The following is a 19,681-nucleotide window of genomic DNA, read 5'->3' on the forward strand; positions in this document are numbered from 1 at the left end:
GCCTGAAACTACTTTTTGTTTACAAAAACGCCTTTAAAAGCCGACCAGCATGCGTTTTTTATATCGGTAGGAAGTCCGTCTTTTACATAGAACTGAATTCCGTTTTCATCATAGAAATAACGGAAGTAATTGCCTAATCTGTCTGGTTTCTCTCCGGTATGGATATTTTCGCGACTTAACAACCAGCGGGAATAAGTTACTTCAACACCATTTAAAGCGTCTTCAAGATCTTTTATTCTGCCAGAACTTTTGTCGTTATTAATCAATTCACTATAATCCATCATATTACATTTTACTTTAATTGACAAAGATACGGATAATAAAATGGTCCTGCGACTAAACTCCTGTTTATGACTACCATCAGACTGTTTCGCAAGTGTTTAATGGAGTTTGAGCTGCTTTTTGGAAATTGTATTGCCTTGGTAATGAAATGTATTTTAAATGAAACCTTATCAGCGTGTTTTAATCAAAGATTTAAAGAGATCCCGAGGATAAAACGAATGAATTGCTGTAATTTATTTAGTAAATTACAGCAATAATCAGATTGGCCAGGCAATTATATTATTTTAATAAACCTTAATTATACTAAATTTATTAGCATATTTACAGCCTAAAATCACGCTTTTTATAAGAAATCATGCTGTACGCTGTTGTAGATATAGAAACCACTGGTGGTTATGCCTCGGGAAATGGAATTACGGAAGTTGCCATTCTGATTCATGATGGGGTATCAGTGCTGAATTCATTTGAAACACTGATTAACCCGAAACAATATATTCCGGATCATATTGAAGCCCTTACAGGGATCAGCAATGATATGGTCAGAAATGCACCGGTATTTGCCGATGTGGCTTCGGAGATCTATGAGCTGTTACATGACAAGATTTTTGTAGCCCATAATGTGAATTTCGATTTTTCCTTCCTTAAACATAACCTTACGGAAGCTGGTTATGATCTGCAATGCAATAAACTGTGTACAGTAAGGTTAAGCCGTAAAATATTGCCTGGACATAAATCTTATAGCCTGGGTAAACTGTGTGCTGCCTTAAAGATTTCACTAAATAACCATCACCGGGCTGGGGGAGATGCGAAAGCGACGGCAGAATTGCTGAGTATGCTGCTTCAGAATGATGCGGAAGGCATCATCCATCAATCCCTTAAAATCACTTCCAAAGAACAGGCTTTGCCTCCTAACCTGCCGAAAGCTCAGGTAGACCGGCTTCCATTGAATCCCGGTGTCTATTATTTTAAAGACCAAAAAGGAAAGGTTATTTATATCGGGAAAGCGAAAAGCTTAAAGAAAAGGGTTTGTTCCCATTTCAGCGGAAATAATGCAGGTAAGCAACGTCAGGACTTCCTGAAGAACATTTATAGTGTGGACTTTGAAGTTTGCGGAACAGAATTGATGGCTTTTATTCTGGAGGCGACCGAGATCAAGAGGTTATGGCCGGAAAATAACCGGGCATTAAAGCGGTATGAACAAAAGTATGCATTGTACGCTTTTGAAGATCAGAAGGGCTACCTCAGGTTAGGTATTGATACCTTTAAAAAGAACATGCCGGTATTGTATAGTTTCAATACGATCCTCGAAGGGCATCACCTCTTAAAGATTTTGATAAAAGATCATTTTCTTTGTGAGAAGCTGTGTTATATCCAGAAAAACAGGATCGCCTGTACCGGTCATGAGGAAGGAAGTTGCAGTGGGGCGTGTGTAGGTAAGGAATCTGCGCCTGCCTATAATGTAAGGGTGAAATATGCGATTGAGCAGCTGAAATCCATGCTTCCTAGTTTTGCCATTATAGATGCAGGAAGAACAGAGGATGAACAGAGCTGTATTTTGGTGGAACAGGGCAAATTATATGGAATGGGGTATATTTCCCAGCACTCAGATGTTAAGGAGCCTGAGCTCCTTAAATCCGCCTTAAAAGCTTACCCTTCGAATGACTACATCATGCACCTGATTCTGACACACACTGAGCAATATCCGCAAAAGCGAATCGCTGTCTAATGGCTCCGTTTTTCGATTTTACTGTGGATCTTCAGTGTTTCTTTTAAAGCTGCGGAGCCGTACCATATGATCAGGTCTACGTCCAGCAATTTCGATTGGATGGCAGGATCTGTATCTACAAGTTTCTTTGCTTCTTCAATAGTAGGCACATCAAGGATAAAGATCCCTCTGTAATTTTTGTCGTTTTTACCCAGAGGACCTGCAACTACGAGCTTTCCGTCTGTCACCAGTTTTCCGATATTTGTCATGTGTCCTTTAAAAACACTGTCTTGTTTTGCTTTCGAAAAACTTTTTTCGATCCCTGTTTTTAAAATAGCGAGCACATAAACCTTCATTCCATATTCATCGGCATTAAGTTCCTTTGCCAGCTTTTCATCGTAGTTTTTGTTGTTTTCCTGTGCTTTAAGGCCTCCGTAAAAAGCTGTTAAACAAATCATTAATGCGGTTGTCAGGTAGCGTTTTTTCATTTGATGTTAAATTGAGGTGAATTCCGGGTAGTATTTCTGTATTCCTAAATTACATTTTTTTTTGCATCCTATCGTGCTTAAAAGCAGTGAAATACGTGTTAATGGTAAATAAAATTGTAAAATAGATTTGTTATTATTCATTTTTACTTCTACCTTTGGCGCTCCAAGAAAGGGAAACGCATCCATAGCTCAGCTGGATAGAGCAACGGTTTTCTAAACCGTAGGTCATAGGTTCGAATCCTATTGGGTGTACAAGGGATTTATCTCTTAAATTAAGGCGAAGTTGCTCCAGACTTCGTCTTTTTTTGTTTAAAGGGTTTTTCAGATCAGATTAAACTGATTCCATATCCAATAAAAGTTAAAACCTAAACATACATTGCAGTCGGCTTAACCTTTCACACCTTGCCAATAATAAAAAGAAATAAAGAGAAGAGCGCAATTACGAATAAGAATACAACCAATCGTGCGAATGCGTAATCTATGGGATGCTCTGTAATGAATTCGTTGAATTGCTCGGGTGTCCCTAAATAAAAGAAGTTGCATACAAACGTGACAGGTAAACTAAAACCAAAAAGTATTGTGGTCAAAATGGGGTACACTACCTCCTTACGTGTTTTGTCTGAGAACATGGTTTTGATATCTGCACTTATTACGATTACAGTCACCCTTGTCTGGGATATCTGACAAGGGGACCTAATTCGTTACATTAGGCAACCTGGGTGTGGATTGGGCCCTGTTCCATGCAAATCATCACTTGTACAGCATATACTGTCAAGTGAGGTACGAACGCAAACGTGTCCTGGAGGGCAGTTATTATGTGTTTTACATTTCTCGCCATGTCTGGCTACATCACCACCAGTGATTTTTTTCATTTCTTCTTTGCTAAGAGACGTTTTTTTCATCTTATTAATTTTTAAGTTACACGACCTTTTTACGCATAGGTCATTTGAGCGGCATAAAGTTTAAAACTTCATGCTTGGTTTAGGCTAATCCTTTCTCTAAAATAGTGAAATTATTTTTATTAAATGATAATCGTTTATTGAAACAAATAATGAATTTGTTTTATTTATGTTTAGCGCAATTTTTACAGATAAGAGTGTTGGTTTTTTAAGACTTGTTTTCAATCTTTATCGGGTTGCTTAAAATTTTATGGATAGAGCATTTATCTGCGATTTGCATCAGTCTATCATGTTGCTCCCCGGTCAGTTCTATTTTTCGGGTGATGACCGTAGCCTCATTCATGTCTTTTTCCTTACAAATCGCGAGCTCTATCCTGATAAATTCCAGCTTAAGTTCCTTTCAGTCTGCATAAATCCTTATGGTAATTGCGGTACAGGTTCCCAGGATATGCAGGTGCCCGAATTCTATTGGGAATAATGGGGCAAACTGCCCAAAAGAAAAAAACAGTGAGGAGCATTGTTGCAAACTATTCTACTCAGCCTATTGAAAAGGATTTAGAGAAATTCCAAGTGCCATCTAACCTTCATTTCCGACAGCTGCCCTTCAAGTGAAATTCTTGGGTGCCGCCTTTTTAATCGAAAAAAGGAATTCCGAAGAATCGCCTTAGTTATTTATTATCAATACTGATGGATATTCGGAGTAATTATTTCAGGAAATATCATTTATGAAATTTTGCAAAAAAAGAAACCCCATGACAATCGCCATGGGGTATGAATTTATTGTAGTGTTAACTGAGTCTAATAGAAAGTAGGCCCGAAGGTATAGCCAGCGGTTCCCTGTATCTTTTGAGCTTTTTTGAGATCAAAGCTATATTTGTTTGCAGCCTCTGGACTATTTATATATCTTAATACACCGTTTTCTTGGTAATAAACCATGCCGGTATTGGTATCTTCTACAAGTCTGGTGTTTGGTCCAATTGGAGCTCCAAGAGGACCGTGCTTTGCAAGGAACCCATCCCATGAATCAACGATACGTATATTTTTTTTGAATATACCATACAATGTATTTGCGTCTTCAATATGACGGTACTTTCCGTTCATCCCAATGTAAACTTTGTTGTTGTCATATGTATTCCTCGTAAAGTTCCCTTCTGCTACCGTCCAAACACCTGGATCTACCGGATCAATCGGATCAACCGGATCAACCGGACCTACGCCACCACCAATTAATGTATATTTGTAATTTGAATTGATATAGTTGCCTAGGTTTTGCTGGCCATTATAGGCATTAAATCTTACACGAATTTCACCTGTTTGCTTGTCAGCAGGTAATACAACGGCAATAATGCCATCTATAGAAAAACTATTCGTACCCCAACCGTAATCCAGATTTGTTACGTCTTTCAGTACCGTCACAGTTGCATTGTTGATATGTACTACCTGTAGGCTGTAGTAGTCAAAATTTCCACTGTTATCTCTGGTTAATGAAAATTGTACTCTAAAGTTGGTTGCTGAGCCTGGAGTAACCGTCAACGTACCATCGGTATATGGTGATTTCCCTTCAATATTGGACCGAGTTAAAGTTGCAGTAGCATTTGCACTGATTGAATACAAGGAAAATAGTAGTAGTATATAAAATATTCTTTTCATGATTTTCTTTTAGTTTTCGTGCTTAAACTTGTATTCATTTGCCCCATCATATAGCTTTTCCATTTCAGCCCTACTCATTTTAGAAGTATAGATAGTATATTCTTCTTTCACTTTATCATACTTTTGTTCATTTACCGGGATGCCAAAAGCAATAGATATAAACTTCTGAATCCGTTCGAATTTCTTAACATCCATTTCTTTTTCGACTTGAGTCGGGGCGGGTAGCTCCTTATCTTTAGCACAGCTTGCTACTGTAATCGTTAAAGCGCACATTATTAGCGCTTTGGTAAAATAAATTTTCAAATTTCTTTTCATTAGTGTTTCTTTTATGTTTAAGTTGTAAATATATCTTATTTATACCATTTTTATCTAATAGTGGTATTTGTTTACAAATAAATTGTAATTTGCATCATGCTAACAGCAGAGGAATTTGAAGCTTGTTTTAAAGGAATAGACCTACCTGTAGGTCCAATCAATTTAACTACTGGGGAGGTAATAATCTATGTTCATGGTTTTATTGAGGCTTAGATAATCAGGATCCGGAATGCTGGTAATGAGAAGATTGATGCTCCGGTGCGGCCTGATTATGAGTAATAAGGCCTTTTTTTTGTTTATTTACATTTTTCAGAAGCTCTCCAATCAAATCCTTGACAATGCTCCCAGTTGTCAAAACTGCTGCTATTGCCCTTGGTTATTGTCCGGTAATTTTGAAACATGTCGGAATTGAACTTCAAAATAACAGGTGATGAGAGTGAGCTCAAGAGGTTTCTGGAAAATGTTGCTAAACTGCAGAAACAAACTAATGATCAGTTAGCGAAGGATATTTCCTCCGCTTTAAATATGGAGCAGAAAGAGCGTAAAAAAGCTGAAAAGGCGACGCCTGATCAAAGAAAAGGTTCTCAGGATGTAGTGGCCTCCATTAATGACGAAGTAAAAGCCAGGGCGACTCAAGCTGCTTCAGATTATGGAAGAGCTGCTTCAGATGCTAATCTATCAATTCTTCCATTTTATGTTATTAACCCTTTCTACCGACTTTAAATCTTTATCTAAATAAAACGTATCTGTATTTATAACGACAGCGCCATGTGCATTCTTTCCACGATATGTATGTGGTAAGGCGTAACCGGCAAATGTCTGTTTGAAACCCTTTTTTTTGATTTCAAGATCTGCTACTATTTTCTTTCCAGAGTCAACAAGTGATCCCCTGATTGCAACATTTTTCACCAGTTCCGGATCATATGAATTTCGAGAAATTGCCAGACGCTCATACTCTTCATCTAAAGCTTTATTCCTTGCTAATATTTTCATAACTGCTTGATACCTTTCTGTGTAGTAAGGGGTTAGTTCAAATATCGAAAGGGCTGAATCCAATTTCCCGAATTCTACTGGTTCATAGCTTTTAAAGTCATGCATAGTTTTGGAAAGATATGTCTTCACTGTAGCTTTAGCCTTGTCTTCATTTGAACAGGAAGTGAGCGCGAGTATTGAAAGTAGTGCAAGCGTTAATGTTTTTTTCATGCGTTTTTATCGGTTAACCGGAATAAATTAACAACAAATATAGCATAAAACCTAAAATGGCATGTCGTTGTTAACTATTATAATGTTAACTGCAAGGCAAAAAAGAAAACAGTTCGCTACACTTTATCCTGATTAGGAATACTATTTTTTAAAGCCATTAAATAATAGTATTCAGCACCTTCGTAGCTCCAGTATTTCTGTTCATCATGGGTAATGAAGTTCAATGGAATTTCATCACTAATTTGTGCCTGGACTACAACTATTTCTATGTCCTTGCTACTAACAATCTTGCCATCAACAAATAGAATAGGGCCTCCCAAATCATATGGGATTTCTAAAATTTCTCTGTATGCTATGATTTCCAGTGATTCTAAATTAGCGTCTTGAATGAAAAGAAACAGATTTTTAGTTGGATATTCTATAGCACACAAGTGTCCCCCACACATAACGGAATCTAAAAAATCGTAAATAGTTTCATCTGAATCTTTTGCCAACTCAGACATTCTCTCATAGTCGCTATCTTCCATTAGAAATGGAAAAACAAGTGCATTACCCTCTTTGAAATGTACAATGTTTATAGGAACTTCCAGGTCGTCCCAGGTTATCATATATTTTAAATCTTGCCCCATACTTAAATTATAAACAGTTGTTCAGTATATTGTAATTAACAGATGAGCTATTATAGTAGTTCATTTTAAATGAACAATATAATAATCTTTGTTTAGGAAATCATTCATCGTCGTAGGAACTATCCGGGAAGTCGTATTTTTCCTCATACTTATGGATAATAGCATACAATCTATTGCAAAGAATGTTATCCTCTGTGATTACATGCAGCTCATAATTACCTTGTTTTAATTTAGTGTATATTGGAATTTTTGTATTCCAACCAGCCACGATCATCTCTTTAATCATGCTGCTCAATAGTAAATCCCACTCTTCGGGTTCTGGAAAGCTAATCCGATTTGATTTTATGTAATTAGCTATTTCTTCGTCAGTAGTCAGGTTTTCAGGGTATGGGATCCAAAATGTCTTTCTCTTGTTAATAGCTTTAAATCCTTTTTTTATATGAAACCAAATGACCTCATAGTAGCCTGAAACGAATGTTATTAATGTGGTACTGATAATTATTCCAAGTAAAAGCGCTGTTAATATTGACATAGATTATAAAGGTACAAAAGTTTGGAATATTCGTTCTCAGCAGGAGCCTGAAGTGCGTGTTATCGTTCTGATCATAGAAGGAGTTTCCTAGATGTTCCAGGTGTAACTAGGGATTACGTGAATTTTTAAAATAGAAGTATCAGAAAACTCCTCTATGTTCAGATAGTTAAAATTGGGCAATAGGCTAAAGTTAAATATTATCTCTTGTATTTCTATAAATTTACACTGCAAATAGGGAGTTTAATTGCAGCACGAAACATTTCCTGAGCATTTCCAGGTATAAGTATCAGGTTTTTAAGCTTTATTGTTAATTTTGATCGGATTACTCAAAATTTTGTGAATAGGGCATTTATCCGCGATTTGCATCAGTCGATCATGTTGCTCCCCGGTCAGTTCCCCGGTCAATTCTATTTTTCGGGTGATGACCGTAGCCTCATTCATATCTTTTTCCTTACAAATCGCGAGCTCTATCCTGATAAATTCCAGGTTAAACTCCTTCCGGTCTGCATACATCCTTATGGTGATTGCGGTACAGGTTCCCAGACTGGCAAGCAAGAGGGCGCCAGGTGCCATTCCTTCATTCGTACCACCCAGGTCTTCAGGCTCGTCGGCGTAAATAAAGTGTCTATCGGAGTACACTTTTGTCTTATAGTTTGACCTGTCCAGTTCGGTGATTGCGGTGATTTGTGTGTCTGATATATGCGTTGAGTAGTCTGCTGATGTAATCGTTAAAGTGTAGAATGACGGTTTATTTGTTAAATAAATTCATATATTCTTTATTCAGATAGAAGTTGGTGCCTTGAGAGAATAGGTCAGTGAAATCGGCAAAAGCCTCATGAAGTATGTATTCATGAGGTCCTTTTTTTATAAAGTAATTAATTTATATAATAGGTGCTTTTTCAATAAGTTTAACCTCATTTTACACGCGCGGTGTCTTACCATCCAGAAAATTGGCCTCCTATTCTGTAACCGGAAGTGCCATTAATATTTTGAGCTTTTTTAAGATCAAATTTATACCGTTGAGCTGCAGCAGGAGATGATATGTATACTAAAAAATTTTCCATTTGTAAGTATGTTTTACCATCTGTGGTATCGTAAACTATTCTTGTGTTGTGGGTTAGAGGAGCTCCTAGTGGAAGTTGGAACGGTTCCCTTGGCCATAGACTTACATTAATAATTTTTACATTTTTTATGAATACCCCGTATAAAGTATTGGCATCTTGGATGTGACGGGCTTGTCCAAACATATTTATGTATATAGCTCCATCTTCAGTATACCTATACATTATGCCATCATGGGGATAGAATTCCTGAAGTTTCATACAGATCTGACTCAATCGTTTTTCTAGTAGGATTGGATCCGATGACTTTACTTCCTTTGATTTGCCGGGTGTAGCAATAGTTAATGCGCAAAGGAATAATCCTCCTGCGAAATAGTTTTTTAATTTCTCTCTCATAGCTTATTATTTATCTTTATATGATAAAAATAGCAATAATTATTCTATTGTAGCTATGTTTAATTGTTTTATTTGTGTAATTTTATTTATTGTTTTATTTTAATTACGTTATTATGTGTTGTTGTTTTTAGAGAGAGAAAGCTGTCGCTCCTAAAAGGAAAATAATACTGAGTATGATAAAAGTGATTTGAATTTATCCGAATACCTGTGGTTTTTAAGGGAGGGGAAATACAGAAGCGTGGAAACTGTTTTATGATAAAGGTTAAAATTAATACGTACATGATAAGACTAATCGTGATTTTAAATCCGATCATTTTCAGGGATTGTTCTGTCGTGTAACCACCATTGGATTTGCAGTAGCTATTGTTAAGAAAAGTTGAAATCCGAATGATCTGAAATAGCCACTTAACAGACCCTGTAGATCAGTCAACTCCTTATCGAAGATCAATAGAAAATCAAATGGAGGTAGAAGAAAATTGAATAGAAATGTCAGATGTTGTCCCCGGAATTTTAAGCTTTATTATTAATTTTGATCGGATTACTCAAAATTTTGTGAATAGGGCATTTATCCGCGATTTGCATCAGTCGATCATGTTGCTCCCCGGTCAGTTCCCCGGTCAATTCTATTTTTCGGGTGATGACCGTAGCCTCATTCATATCTTTTTCCTTACAAATCGCGAGCTCTATCCTGATAAATTCCAGCTTAAACTCCTTCCGGTCTGCATACATCCTTATGGTGATTGCGGTACAGGTTCCCAGACTGGCAAGCAAGAGGGCACCGGGTGCCATTCCTTCATTCGTACCACCCAGGTCTTCAGGCTCGTCGGCGTAAATAAAGTGTCCATCGGAGTACACTTTTGTCTTATAGTTTGACCTGTCCAGTTCTGTGATTGCGGTGATTTGTGTGTCTGACATATGCGTTGAGTAGTTGAATTGTTAAGTGGAAAAAATGAATAATTAAACTGATGTAAATATTGGAACAACAAGATGTACAAAACGTTTGCTCAGTTCACAATTAAATATTATTTACTTAAGATTACCTAAACATTTCAACGATAGATTTGTTGTCAATACCTAACCTCATATAAATATGCTAAGTAATTATCTCAACTTTCAGTTTGATGTTCAGGGGAAACCTGTGAAAGGGTTTTGCATGAGGATTCAGGATGATTTTCATGAAACATATGCCGTAGTATTGGATGGCTATCATTCCTTTTGCGTATGGCTGGATTCTTCCAGTACCTGGAGGTCCTCGAAATACACCAGTGTAGAACCAGGTGTTCTGGAACAAATTATCAATCGCCTGTCGTTAAGTAAACTGGCTTAACCATTTCTTTTTTTTTCAAATCATTAGCCTTTAAAGAGGTATTCTTGTATCAATTTGACTGGTAGTCTCCAGATTATTGATGATTGGTGTCATTTTTTTTAGTATTTTCCTTTATCGAAACCTAAATACTAACCAAATGAACAAAAGATTTACCCTTATTTGTTCCTGTTTTATTTTATTCGCATTTAGTGGTTTTGCCCAGCAAATTGTTCGGGGAAAAGTTAGTGATGCGGGTAATGGAGCAGGTATTCCAGGTGCAAGTGTCCTTGTTAAAGGCAGCAGTACCGGAACTTCAACTCAACCGGATGGTACTTATAGTATCACATTACCGGAAAATGCAACGACACTGGTTGTAAAGTACCTTGGCTTTTTAACTCAGGAGGTCCCGATCAATAGCCGAACGGTGATCAACATTAGTTTAGCACAGGACGAAACCTCCTTAACGGAAGTAGTGGTGACTGCCTTAGGCATCAAGCGGAGCGAAAAATCTATCGGTTACGCCACACAAACGGTCAAAGGGGATAACCTGACGATGACCAAAGAACAAAACGTATTGGGTTCCTTATCTGGAAAGGTTGCCGGTGTACAGGTCGTCGGATCTTCGGGAGCGAGCATGGGAGGAACGCAGAAAATCAAAATCAGAGGGGTGAACTCCTTAAGTGGCAACAGTTCTCCTTTAATCGTTGTAGATGGTACACCTGTGTCTGATGCCAATTTCAGTACCGATAGCGGAAATGGGGTGGATCTGGGAAACATTTCTCAGGACATCAATCCGGAAGATATTGAATCACTCAACGTCCTGAAGGGGCCAACAGCCTCTGCACTCTATGGAATCCGCGGACAAAACGGGGTGATCATGATCACAACCCGAAAGGGAAGTAAAGGTGCTAAAAAAGTAGATGTACGTTTCAATTCCGGGTTCTCTATTGAAAAAGTTGCCAATTTTTTGCCTTTGCAAAACCTCTATGGGGTAGGAAACAACCAGACTTTTCTTACCCTGGCAAATGGCGAAAAATACATTAATGGAAACGACGAAAGCTGGGGCCCGAAAATGGATGGTACCCCGGTAAGGATGTATTATAGCTTTTATCCACAGGATCCTGAATTTGGAAAACTAACCCCTTTTTCCCCTCAACCAAATAACATCCGTGACTTTTATGAAACGGGAAAAAACATCAATAACAGTATATCAGTAACAGGTGGAAATGAGAACTCTTCTTATCGTTTGAGCTATAACAATGCCTATATCAATGGAACAATCCCAAATACCTGGCTGAAGAGAAACAATTTGAGCTTGAGCTCTGACCTGAAACTGACCGATAAACTGACTGTTGGTGTAAATGCAAATTATGCCAATAATAACGGGCAACGACCGGAACAAGGGTACCAGGGCTCCTTCTCTGGAGCAACACAATGGTTCCAGCGTAATATCGATATCAACAGGTTACGCAATTACCAATATGCAGATGGTACGATCATGAACTGGAATGTGAACCCGAACACCGCAACTGGGATGATTACTGCTGCAAATAACAGACCCAGCGACTGGAACAATCCATTCTTTGATGCTTACAGGAGTTTAAACAATGATGATCGTGACCGCTTATTCGGGGATGTAAACCTGAACTATCAGGTCTTACCCGAACTGAAATTAAGTGCCTTTGTGCGTTCAGACCGTTATACCCAGAATATCTCCCATAAAGAAGCATTTGGTGGTCGTCTGAATGATGCCTACTCTGTTGGGAAATATCAGGGAATCGACAATAATTACGAGTTCTTAGGCCAGTATAACAAGCAGATTGGCGATATCTCCTTAACAGGAAACTTAGGTGCCAATTTATATACGGAGAAGTTTACACAAACGTTTCAAGCCACCGTTGGTGGTTTATCAAGCCCGGATTTTTACAGTATGGCGGCTTCAGTGGATCGTCCGGAAAGTACCTCTTATATCCGTAAAAAAGAAGTCCGAAGTGCTTATGCCATGGCCTCTATAGGCTATAAGGATACTTATTTCCTTGATGCCTCTCTTAGAAACGATAATTCGTCGACATTGCCGAAGAACAATAATTCCTATTGGTATTACTCTGTTTCAGGTAGCTTTATATTTAGTCAGCTACTGAAATGGGAACCGCTTTCTTTTGGTAAACTCAGAGCGAGTTATGCGGTGGCAGGATCTGATGTTAAACCTTATCAGGTAAACCCTTACTATTCTTCGGGGAGTGTGTATAAGAATACCAATGTTAATATTAACACCTTATCTGTTCCGGATAAACTAAATAACCCTGGCCTGAAACCTGCTTTTGCAAATTCTTTTGAAATAGGAACCGACCTGAAATTTCTGGACAACAGGATAGGTTTTGAGTTTAGTTATTATCAACAGAAAAATAAAGATCAGATCATCGAACTACCTGTATCCGGAACGAGTGGGAATTTGTTAGATGTGGTGAATGCAGGGATGATTCAAAACCAGGGAATAGAATTTTCACTAACAGGAACACCGATTCGTTCCAAGCTGTTCAGCTGGGATGCCACCCTGAATTTTAACCGTAATAAAAGTGTAATCAAGGAGCTATACGAGGATAAGACAGTTTATCAGCTGGATATCAATACCTATTCCAGTGTAAATATGTACCTGAATGCAACGGTGAACAAGGCTTTTGGAAGCCTGGTAGGACAAGCTTATGCGCGTGATCCACAGTCTGGGAAGATTCTTCTTGGATCGGACAATTTACCATTGGTAGAAACTATCCATGATTTTGGAAGTGTGTTGCCTGAATTTACAGGAGGTTTCCTGAATAGCTTTAAAATCGGGAAATTCGACCTTTCAGCAATGATCGATTTCCAAAGTGGCGGTAAGTTTTTCAGCTGGACCAAAATGCTGGCTACAAAATCCGGACAAGGGGCGGAAACGGCAGTTATGAATGACCGGGGAGCAAATGTACGTGACCCGCTGACCAGTAATGGGGGAGTGAGACTGAACGGGATTTATGGTCCGGGAACTAAAATTGCAGGAGTAGATGTCAGTGGACAGGAGTTTGACGGATATGTAGATGCAAGATCCTATTTCAGAAATTCTATTGGTACCAAAATTTATGAAGAGTGGTTGTACAGCGCTTCTTATATCAAATTGAGAGAAGTTAGTCTGGGCTATAATTTCACTGGTGACTTTATGAAAAAAACTCCCTTTAAAACAGCTAAGTTGTCTGTAATCGCCAGAAATCCCTGGATGATCTGGCAAAAAGCACCAAAAGGACTTGATCCTTCAGAATTGTCTACCGGAAGTGCCTCTATCAGCTGGCTGGAAAAAGGAGAATTTCAAACAGTACGCTCTTATGGTATAAACCTGAATCTGACATTTTAATCTTTACTCACATGAAACAACTATATATAGGCCTGGTCGCTATTTTTGCTTTAACAGCAACAGGCTGCAATAAATTTGATGACGATATCAATATAAATCCCAATAATCCGGAAAAGGCTTCCGCCACGCAACTGATTGCCAGTGCCCAGCAATCTTTATCTAATCTTGGTTCGGCATTCGATAAAAATGCCTCTCCTTATGGTATACATTATCCCCAGTACATTTCAGGTACTTCTTTTACGGAGAACAGCCGCTACAACACGGTGAATTTTAATTTTTACCCAATCTATGCAGGGCCATTGATGGATCTGACAGAGGCGATCAGGTTAGCTAATAACCCAAATGAAGGACCAATCCCGAATCAGATAGCGGTTGCAACTGTGCTAAAGGCTTATTACCTCTGGCATGTGACCGACCGTTGGGGAGCTGTCCCTTATACTGAAGCATTTCAGGGAAGAGGTAATTTTACCCCTAAGTACGATTCGCAACAACAGATCTATGATGGCCTTTTTAAATCCCTTGACGAAGCCAATGCTGCTTTTATTGCGGGTGGTATCATCAAAAATGATATTATCTATAGCGGGGACATGGCGAAATGGAAAAAATTAGGCAATACCATTCACATGTTAATGGCCCTGCGTCTTTCAAAGGTAAACCCAGTTAAGGGAGCAGAAGAGTTTAATAAAGCGGTGGCAAACGGAATCATGGAAAAGAACGAGGATAACTTTACCTATGTTCATCTGGTAGACGAAGTCAATGAGAACTTTTGGTATACTTCGTTTACCAGAAAAGGCAGAAAATGGTTTGCCGTAAGTAAACCTGTTGTCGATTATATGCAGCCATTGAATGACCCGCGTTTACCTGTCTTTGCAGATAAAAACGTAGCGGGTAATTATGTAGGATTGGAATATGGGCTTCCGGGCTCGGTAACTGTGGTGATCAACAACATTTCTTTATTGGGCTCAGCGCTCCGTCAGCAAAATTCACCTGTTTATCTGGTGACCTATGCTCAGGCTTTATTTGCAAAAGCAGAAGCAGCCAAACTAGGTTGGATTCCGGGAGGTGACGCAGATGCAAAAATCAATTATGATAAAGCGATAGAACAATCCATCCTTCAATGGACGAACAGTTCTGCGGGGCTGGCGGCCTTTATGGCAAAACCAGAAATCATCTATAATCCGGCCACAGGAATTCGTCAGATCGCCGAACAGCGCTGGATCCATCTCTTTATGCATGGTTATGAAGGATGGGCAGAGTGGAGAAGAACGGGGTATCCTTTGCTAAGCCCTGCACCAAACAACAACAACCTTGCAATTCCACGAAGAGAAGGATATCCTACCCAGGAAATTTCAATTAATGGAGCAAATTATGATGCAGCAGTGGCCGCCTTTCCTTATGGGGGAGCTGACGATCTGAATGCCCGGGTATGGTGGGACAAACCATAACCGCACAAAAAAGGCAGGTATTTTTTTAAATACCTGCCTTTTTTAATAAGATCGCTTTTAATAGAATAGCAAGACTATCCAAAGAACATATAACATAAACCGATCGCAGTACAAACACCTACTAAATCGGCCAGTAACATCGCGCCAATTGCATAGCGTGTATTGGTGATACTTACCGAACCAAAATAGACTGCAATTACATAAAAGGTGGTATCCGAAGACCCTTGTAAAACGCTGGATAACCTTCCTGCAAAGGAGTCTGGTCCATGTGTTTTCATGGTGTCAATCATCATTCCTCTGGCACCACTTCCGCTCAATGGCCTGATCAATGCAGTAGGAATTCCGTCTATAAAACGGGAGTCTGCACCTAATAGTGTACAAACATGTTTCAGTCCGTTAATGACCATATCAAAAGTACCGCTGGTGCGTAATAAACTAATGGCAATCAACATTCCTACCAGGTAGGGGATGATCCTGATTGCGGTATCGAAACCGCCCTTGGCACCTTCCACAAAGGCATCATATACATTGATCTTTTTATAGAGTCCACCCAAAACAATCAGAAGAAATATCAACAACAACAAACCGTTGCTCAGAATTCCGGAAAACTGCTGGAGGCCGACAGTGGTCAGACTGGTAAGGTATAAAACCAATAATGCAATTACAGAAGAAAGACCTAATACCCAGGCCAGAATCACCGGCTGAAAAACATTGATCTTTTGTTTAAAGGAAACAATGAACATTGCAGCCATGGTGGCGACAAAAGTAGCAATCATGCAAGGGATAAAAATGTCTGTAGGATTGGCAGAATTTAAGGAGGCGCGTACGGCAATGATGCTCACCGGAATCAATGTTAAACCTGAGGCATGTAGACAAAGAAACATGATCTGTGCATTGGAGGCGGTATCTTTACTTGGGTTCAACTCCTGTAAGCTCTCCATGGTTTTTAGACCGAAAGGGGTAGCTGCATTATCCAGCCCCAATAAATTGGCCGAAAAATTCATCACCATATGTCCTGTTGCAGGATGTCCTTTTGGGATGTCCGGGAACAGTTTAGAAAAGAATGGTCCAATGATTCTGGACAATAAACGGATGCCTCCGGCTTTCTCGGCTATGGCCATAAAGCCCATAAATAGGGCCATGATCCCAATCAGTTTTAAGCAAATGTTAACTGCCGTCCAACAGGTTTCAATCACACCGTCTAATTTTAATACATTAGCCGGATCACTGGCTTTACCAATGATCATCAGGTTGAAGATTTCGGTTTCGCCTAAAAAGAAACACTTTATGCTGGCAACCACAATCGCAATGATGATGAATGCGGACCAGATTCTACTTAAAGCCATTAAAATAAAATTAGTTGAGTCGTTAAATTTATAGTTTTGATTCTAATAATCCGTTTTTAAAACAGAATAAAAATGCGAAATACATAAAAAAGAAGGAAAAGCAAAAGGTCCTGCAATTGATGCAGGACCTTTTAAATGATTATGGTTTTTCGTCTGTCAGTTCAAATCCCCAGGTTCTTCCTTTTTCTGTGGCAGGAATGCCGGAGGTCATCCATGCAGGTGCTTTTGCTCCTTTAAGGTAATAATCAAAGAACTGTTGTTCCCTGATCTGAATGTCTTTTCTGTTTTGACGTTGCACCAGGTTGTGTGCTTCGTTGTTGTAATTTAACATCCAGACTGGTTTCCCTAAGCGTCTTAAGCCGGTAAACATCTCTATTCCCTGGTACCATGGCACTGCACCATCGGCATCGTTTGCCATGATCACTACCGGGGTAGTTACCTTAGGCAGGGAGAATAAAGGAGAGTTTTCGATATACAGTTCCGGCTTCTCCCATAAGGTTGCCCCGATTCTGCTTTGTGTTTTTTCGTATTGGAATTGTCTGTTCATTCCACTTTCCCAACGCATTCCGCCATAAGCAGAAGTCATGTTTACCACAGGAGCACCCGACCAGGCGGCAGCGTACATATTGGTACGTGTGATCAGGTGGGCCACCTGATAACCACCCCAGCTTTGTCCCTGGATACCGATCTTCGTGCCGTCAACCCATGCGTTTTTCTTTAAAGATTCTACACCGGAATTGATGAATTCTTCAGCAGATTTCCCTGGATATCCTTTTTCATAGCTGATATCCGGTGCGAAAACCAGGTAACCGTTACTTACAAAGAAGGGAATGTTTAAACGGGATGGGGTAGGGGCTGGTGCCTGATAACTATACAATCCGTCAGAAAGTCTTTCATAGAAATAAACGATCATCGGGTATTTTTTTGCCGGGTCAAAGTTCTCCGGTTTGTATAGGATTCCATTGGATTTATATCCTTTCGGGGTTTCCCATTTCACGAGTTCAGCTGTTCCCCAGTTGTAGTTTTGTTGTTGTGGATTGGTATTGCTCAGTTTGATTTCTGTTTTCAGGTCTTTGGATACATAAACATCAGGAGAGATACTGTAATTTCCTTTGTCGTAGATGTATTCCTCTGCATCTTTCGCTTTGACCAGGTTTGAGTATTTGAATTTGGCCATCACGATCAATTCCGGATTTTTAGTGTCGCCAACATTGGTTTTATAGAAACCATTCTCTTTAGTAAGGTTGTTTAGCGCATCCATAATGATCGTTTGTTTCTTTTCTAAGAAACGGCTTTCCGGATCTAATTTCTGGTAACGGAAGGTCAGGCTGTTTTGTCTGCCGAATCCGTTGGTCATGTTTTTTGGCGGATTTTTTCCTTCAGGAGAGAATTCCCAGATGTCGTACCTGTCGTAGATCAATACGGTTTTATCTTCTTCTGTCCAGGCAGCAATTCCATAAGCAGAAGGATCATCAGGAACATCATTTTCTTCATCTACGAGTTTTACGTTCATGCCATTGTTTAAATGGGTCACTTTTCCGGTAGCAATCGCATAAGTATACCAGCTGGATTTGGTCTGGTCGAAATAAATAACATATTTCCCGTTTGGAGAGGCAAAAGCATTGCCATTCAACGCTTCAATGATTTTCTTTCTGGTACCTGTTTTTACATCAACCAGGTAATAGTCTCTGATCGAGTTTGCTGTCCATTGTTGCTGAACCCTGTTTCCAAAATCAGTGGAAGCCAATGCAAAAGGAGCATTTCCTTCATTGATAATGGTCGCCTCAGGTAGTTTAAGGTCTGTTAAAGGAATGATTTTAGGATCGCTGTTGAAGATCTCAATGGCGGTCAGGTAAGATTTCTTTGAGTCCCGATCTGCATTTTTCAATTGCATCGGTTGCAGGTAGTCATCTTTGTATCCCCAAACATCAAGTTTGGCGTTTTCAAAATCAACCAGTGTGGTGTCTTTTGCTTTTCTTACCGGGGCTATGCCGAAAAACAACTTCGTTCCATCTTTACTAAAATTCACTTTTCCATCTCCGCTCACTGCCCATTTTGCAGGCATTCCCGGAATTTCATTGTCTACCAGAATTTGTGCGGTATCCAGGGAAAGGGAATTATAATATACGTTATAGGTTTTAATTTCTGTTTTCTCCGGACTTTGTTCTCCGACAAAAGCAAGGTATTCTCCATCTTCTGCAAAGGCGAAGTTTTTGAAATTGCCTTTTCCCTTAACCAGGGTTTTCAGTGTTCCTTTTTCAATGTTTAATACAAAAACACCTACTGGCGCAGTCTTGTCTTTCTTGGCAGCAGTACAGGCAAAAACAAGTTGTTTTCCGTTTTTGCTGAAGGCATACTCGCTCACATATTTAAACGTACGTTCCTGTCCGGTCAACAGGTTTTTGAAGATCAGGTCTGTTCCTTCCTGTTTTGCGCCATTTGCAGGTTCATCATCTGCAAAGAAATCTTCGCTATCCTTTTTATCAGGGCTGGCTGCAGCGGCTTTTTTTGTCGTATCGACAGGTTTTTCCAATTGATAGGCCAATAGTCCTCCGGCTTTTTCCGGCATTTTAAAGGACTTTACCCGCGCCACCTTTACAATGCCCAGGCTGGTTAAGTTGGCGATTCCTAAGCTGTCTTTAGGCATGTCATCGGCCTTTTTCTTTTTGATCTTAGCCTGGCGGATGTCTTTCTGAAGTGCTTTGATGGCAAATACGGCATATTTTGAGTCTGCACTGAATTGGGCATTTGTTGCCCTATGTACTTTTATCTTTGAATTGTTGATCAGGTTACTCAGGTATAAATTCGCATCTCCTTCCTGTGGATTAATTCCGTACATCGCCCATTGGCCGTTGTTGGAGAGTTGTTTTGCTCCAACAGATTCCCAGGAATCATAAACGCTATGATCCAGCGGTTTTTTCTGCGCGAACGCAACGCTGCCATACAATAGAAAAATCAGAGTAAGTTTTTTGTGCATCATAAAAAGCTATTTTTGTTAAAAATTGCGATTTTTTAAGACATATCCTCATTACAAACCAAATT

At 39.4% G+C, this 19,681-nt stretch carries 19 protein-coding genes and 1 tRNA gene; 8 read left to right on the plus strand and 12 right to left on the minus strand.

The window, feature by feature from the left end; translation table 11 throughout:
* Window positions 1–8: 8 nt before the first annotated feature.
* Window positions 9–284 carry a hypothetical protein gene (locus tag BUC20_RS24505; RefSeq protein ID WP_073234326.1) on the minus strand — a complete coding sequence of 92 codons (276 nt, stop codon included), beginning with the start codon at window positions 282–284 and terminating at the stop codon, window positions 9–11.
* A 353-nt stretch (window positions 285–637) separates the two neighbouring features.
* On the opposite strand from BUC20_RS24505, the gene BUC20_RS24510 reads away from it, so the two are divergent.
* Window positions 638–2,008, plus strand: coding sequence for an exonuclease domain-containing protein (locus BUC20_RS24510; protein WP_073234329.1), 1,371 nt, complete (start codon window positions 638–640; stop codon window positions 2,006–2,008).
* On the opposite strand, the gene BUC20_RS24515 is transcribed toward BUC20_RS24510, so the two are convergent.
* Complete coding sequence (locus tag BUC20_RS24515; protein WP_073234333.1) at window positions 2,005–2,475, minus strand: YciI family protein; 471 nt, start codon at window positions 2,473–2,475, stop codon at window positions 2,005–2,007. The genes BUC20_RS24510 and BUC20_RS24515 overlap by 4 nt on opposite strands.
* A 178-nt stretch (window positions 2,476–2,653) precedes the next feature.
* On the opposite strand from BUC20_RS24515, the gene BUC20_RS24520 reads away from it, so the two are divergent.
* A tRNA-Arg gene (locus tag BUC20_RS24520) sits at window positions 2,654–2,727 on the plus strand.
* A gap of 897 nt (window positions 2,728–3,624) precedes the next feature.
* The gene (locus tag BUC20_RS33975; protein ID WP_159441157.1) at window positions 3,625–3,852 is read left to right on the plus strand and encodes a hypothetical protein; all 228 of its coding nucleotides are present in this window, start codon (window positions 3,625–3,627) and stop codon (window positions 3,850–3,852) included.
* Between the two features lie 320 nt (window positions 3,853–4,172).
* On the opposite strand, the gene BUC20_RS24530 is transcribed toward BUC20_RS33975, so the two are convergent.
* Window positions 4,173–5,024: a hypothetical protein gene (locus BUC20_RS24530; RefSeq protein WP_143166906.1), complete on the minus strand. Its 852-nt coding sequence runs from the start codon at window positions 5,022–5,024 to the stop codon at window positions 4,173–4,175.
* A 9-nt stretch (window positions 5,025–5,033) separates the two neighbouring features.
* Window positions 5,034–5,339 carry a hypothetical protein gene (locus tag BUC20_RS24535; protein WP_073234342.1) on the minus strand — a complete coding sequence of 102 codons (306 nt, stop codon included), beginning with the start codon at window positions 5,337–5,339 and terminating at the stop codon, window positions 5,034–5,036.
* Window positions 5,340–5,435: 96 nt separating this feature from the next.
* On the opposite strand from BUC20_RS24535, the gene BUC20_RS34465 reads away from it, so the two are divergent.
* Together BUC20_RS34465 and BUC20_RS24540 are read left to right on the plus strand one after the other, a co-directional pair.
* Complete coding sequence (locus BUC20_RS34465; protein ID WP_394334168.1) at window positions 5,436–5,552, plus strand: DUF6965 family protein; 117 nt, start codon at window positions 5,436–5,438, stop codon at window positions 5,550–5,552.
* Window positions 5,553–5,738: 186 nt separating this feature from the next.
* Window positions 5,739–6,062 (plus strand): hypothetical protein, encoded by a 324-nt coding sequence (locus BUC20_RS24540; protein WP_073234345.1) that lies wholly within the window; start codon window positions 5,739–5,741, stop codon window positions 6,060–6,062.
* Here BUC20_RS24540 and BUC20_RS24545 read toward each other — a convergent pair.
* The 6 genes from BUC20_RS24545 to BUC20_RS24570 all read right to left on the minus strand — a co-directional run bounded on the left by BUC20_RS24545 (window position 6,018) and on the right by BUC20_RS24570 (window position 10,075).
* Window positions 6,018–6,542 (minus strand): hypothetical protein, encoded by a 525-nt coding sequence (locus BUC20_RS24545; protein WP_073234347.1) that lies wholly within the window; start codon window positions 6,540–6,542, stop codon window positions 6,018–6,020. The genes BUC20_RS24540 and BUC20_RS24545 overlap by 45 nt on opposite strands.
* 116 nt (window positions 6,543–6,658) lie before the next feature.
* Entirely contained in the window at window positions 6,659–7,150 is a 492-nt protein-coding gene (locus BUC20_RS24550; RefSeq protein WP_159441158.1) for a hypothetical protein, read from the minus strand.
* A 121-nt stretch (window positions 7,151–7,271) separates the two neighbouring features.
* Window positions 7,272–7,703 carry a hypothetical protein gene (locus BUC20_RS24555; RefSeq protein ID WP_073234353.1) on the minus strand — a complete coding sequence of 144 codons (432 nt, stop codon included), beginning with the start codon at window positions 7,701–7,703 and terminating at the stop codon, window positions 7,272–7,274.
* Between the two features lie 294 nt (window positions 7,704–7,997).
* Window positions 7,998–8,342 (minus strand): OsmC family protein, encoded by a 345-nt coding sequence (locus tag BUC20_RS24560; protein ID WP_234994592.1) that lies wholly within the window; start codon window positions 8,340–8,342, stop codon window positions 7,998–8,000.
* Window positions 8,343–8,638: 296 nt separating this feature from the next.
* Window positions 8,639–9,160, minus strand: coding sequence for a hypothetical protein (locus tag BUC20_RS24565; RefSeq protein WP_073234359.1), 522 nt, complete (start codon window positions 9,158–9,160; stop codon window positions 8,639–8,641).
* Between the two features lie 510 nt (window positions 9,161–9,670).
* Window positions 9,671–10,075: an OsmC family protein gene (locus BUC20_RS24570; protein ID WP_073234362.1), complete on the minus strand. Its 405-nt coding sequence runs from the start codon at window positions 10,073–10,075 to the stop codon at window positions 9,671–9,673.
* 175 nt (window positions 10,076–10,250) lie between these two features.
* On the opposite strand from BUC20_RS24570, the gene BUC20_RS24575 reads away from it, so the two are divergent.
* The 3 genes from BUC20_RS24575 (at window position 10,251) to BUC20_RS24585 (ending at window position 15,293) form a co-directional block, all read left to right on the plus strand.
* Entirely contained in the window at window positions 10,251–10,487 is a 237-nt protein-coding gene (locus BUC20_RS24575; RefSeq protein WP_073234367.1) for a hypothetical protein, read from the plus strand.
* Window positions 10,488–10,623: 136 nt separating this feature from the next.
* On the plus strand, window positions 10,624–13,848 hold the full coding sequence (locus BUC20_RS24580) for a SusC/RagA family TonB-linked outer membrane protein (RefSeq protein WP_073234370.1): 3,225 nt from the start codon (window positions 10,624–10,626) through the stop codon (window positions 13,846–13,848).
* Window positions 13,849–13,859: 11 nt separating this feature from the next.
* Window positions 13,860–15,293, plus strand: coding sequence for a SusD/RagB family nutrient-binding outer membrane lipoprotein (locus tag BUC20_RS24585; protein ID WP_073234373.1), 1,434 nt, complete (start codon window positions 13,860–13,862; stop codon window positions 15,291–15,293).
* Window positions 15,294–15,367: 74 nt separating this feature from the next.
* Here the strand turns inward: BUC20_RS24585 and BUC20_RS24590 are convergent, their stop codons facing one another.
* Both BUC20_RS24590 and BUC20_RS24595 read right to left on the minus strand, forming a co-directional pair.
* Window positions 15,368–16,639, minus strand: a complete 1,272-nt coding sequence (locus BUC20_RS24590; RefSeq protein ID WP_073234376.1) for a nucleoside recognition domain-containing protein — start codon at window positions 16,637–16,639, stop codon at window positions 15,368–15,370.
* A gap of 139 nt (window positions 16,640–16,778) precedes the next feature.
* Entirely contained in the window at window positions 16,779–19,619 is a 2,841-nt protein-coding gene (locus BUC20_RS24595; protein ID WP_234994593.1) for a S9 family peptidase, read from the minus strand.
* Between the last annotated feature and the right edge of the window lie 62 nt (window positions 19,620–19,681).

Source organism: Pedobacter caeni, assembly GCF_900129215.1.
In the GTDB taxonomy this organism is placed as follows: Bacteria; Bacteroidota; Bacteroidia; order Sphingobacteriales; family Sphingobacteriaceae; genus Pedobacter; species Pedobacter caeni.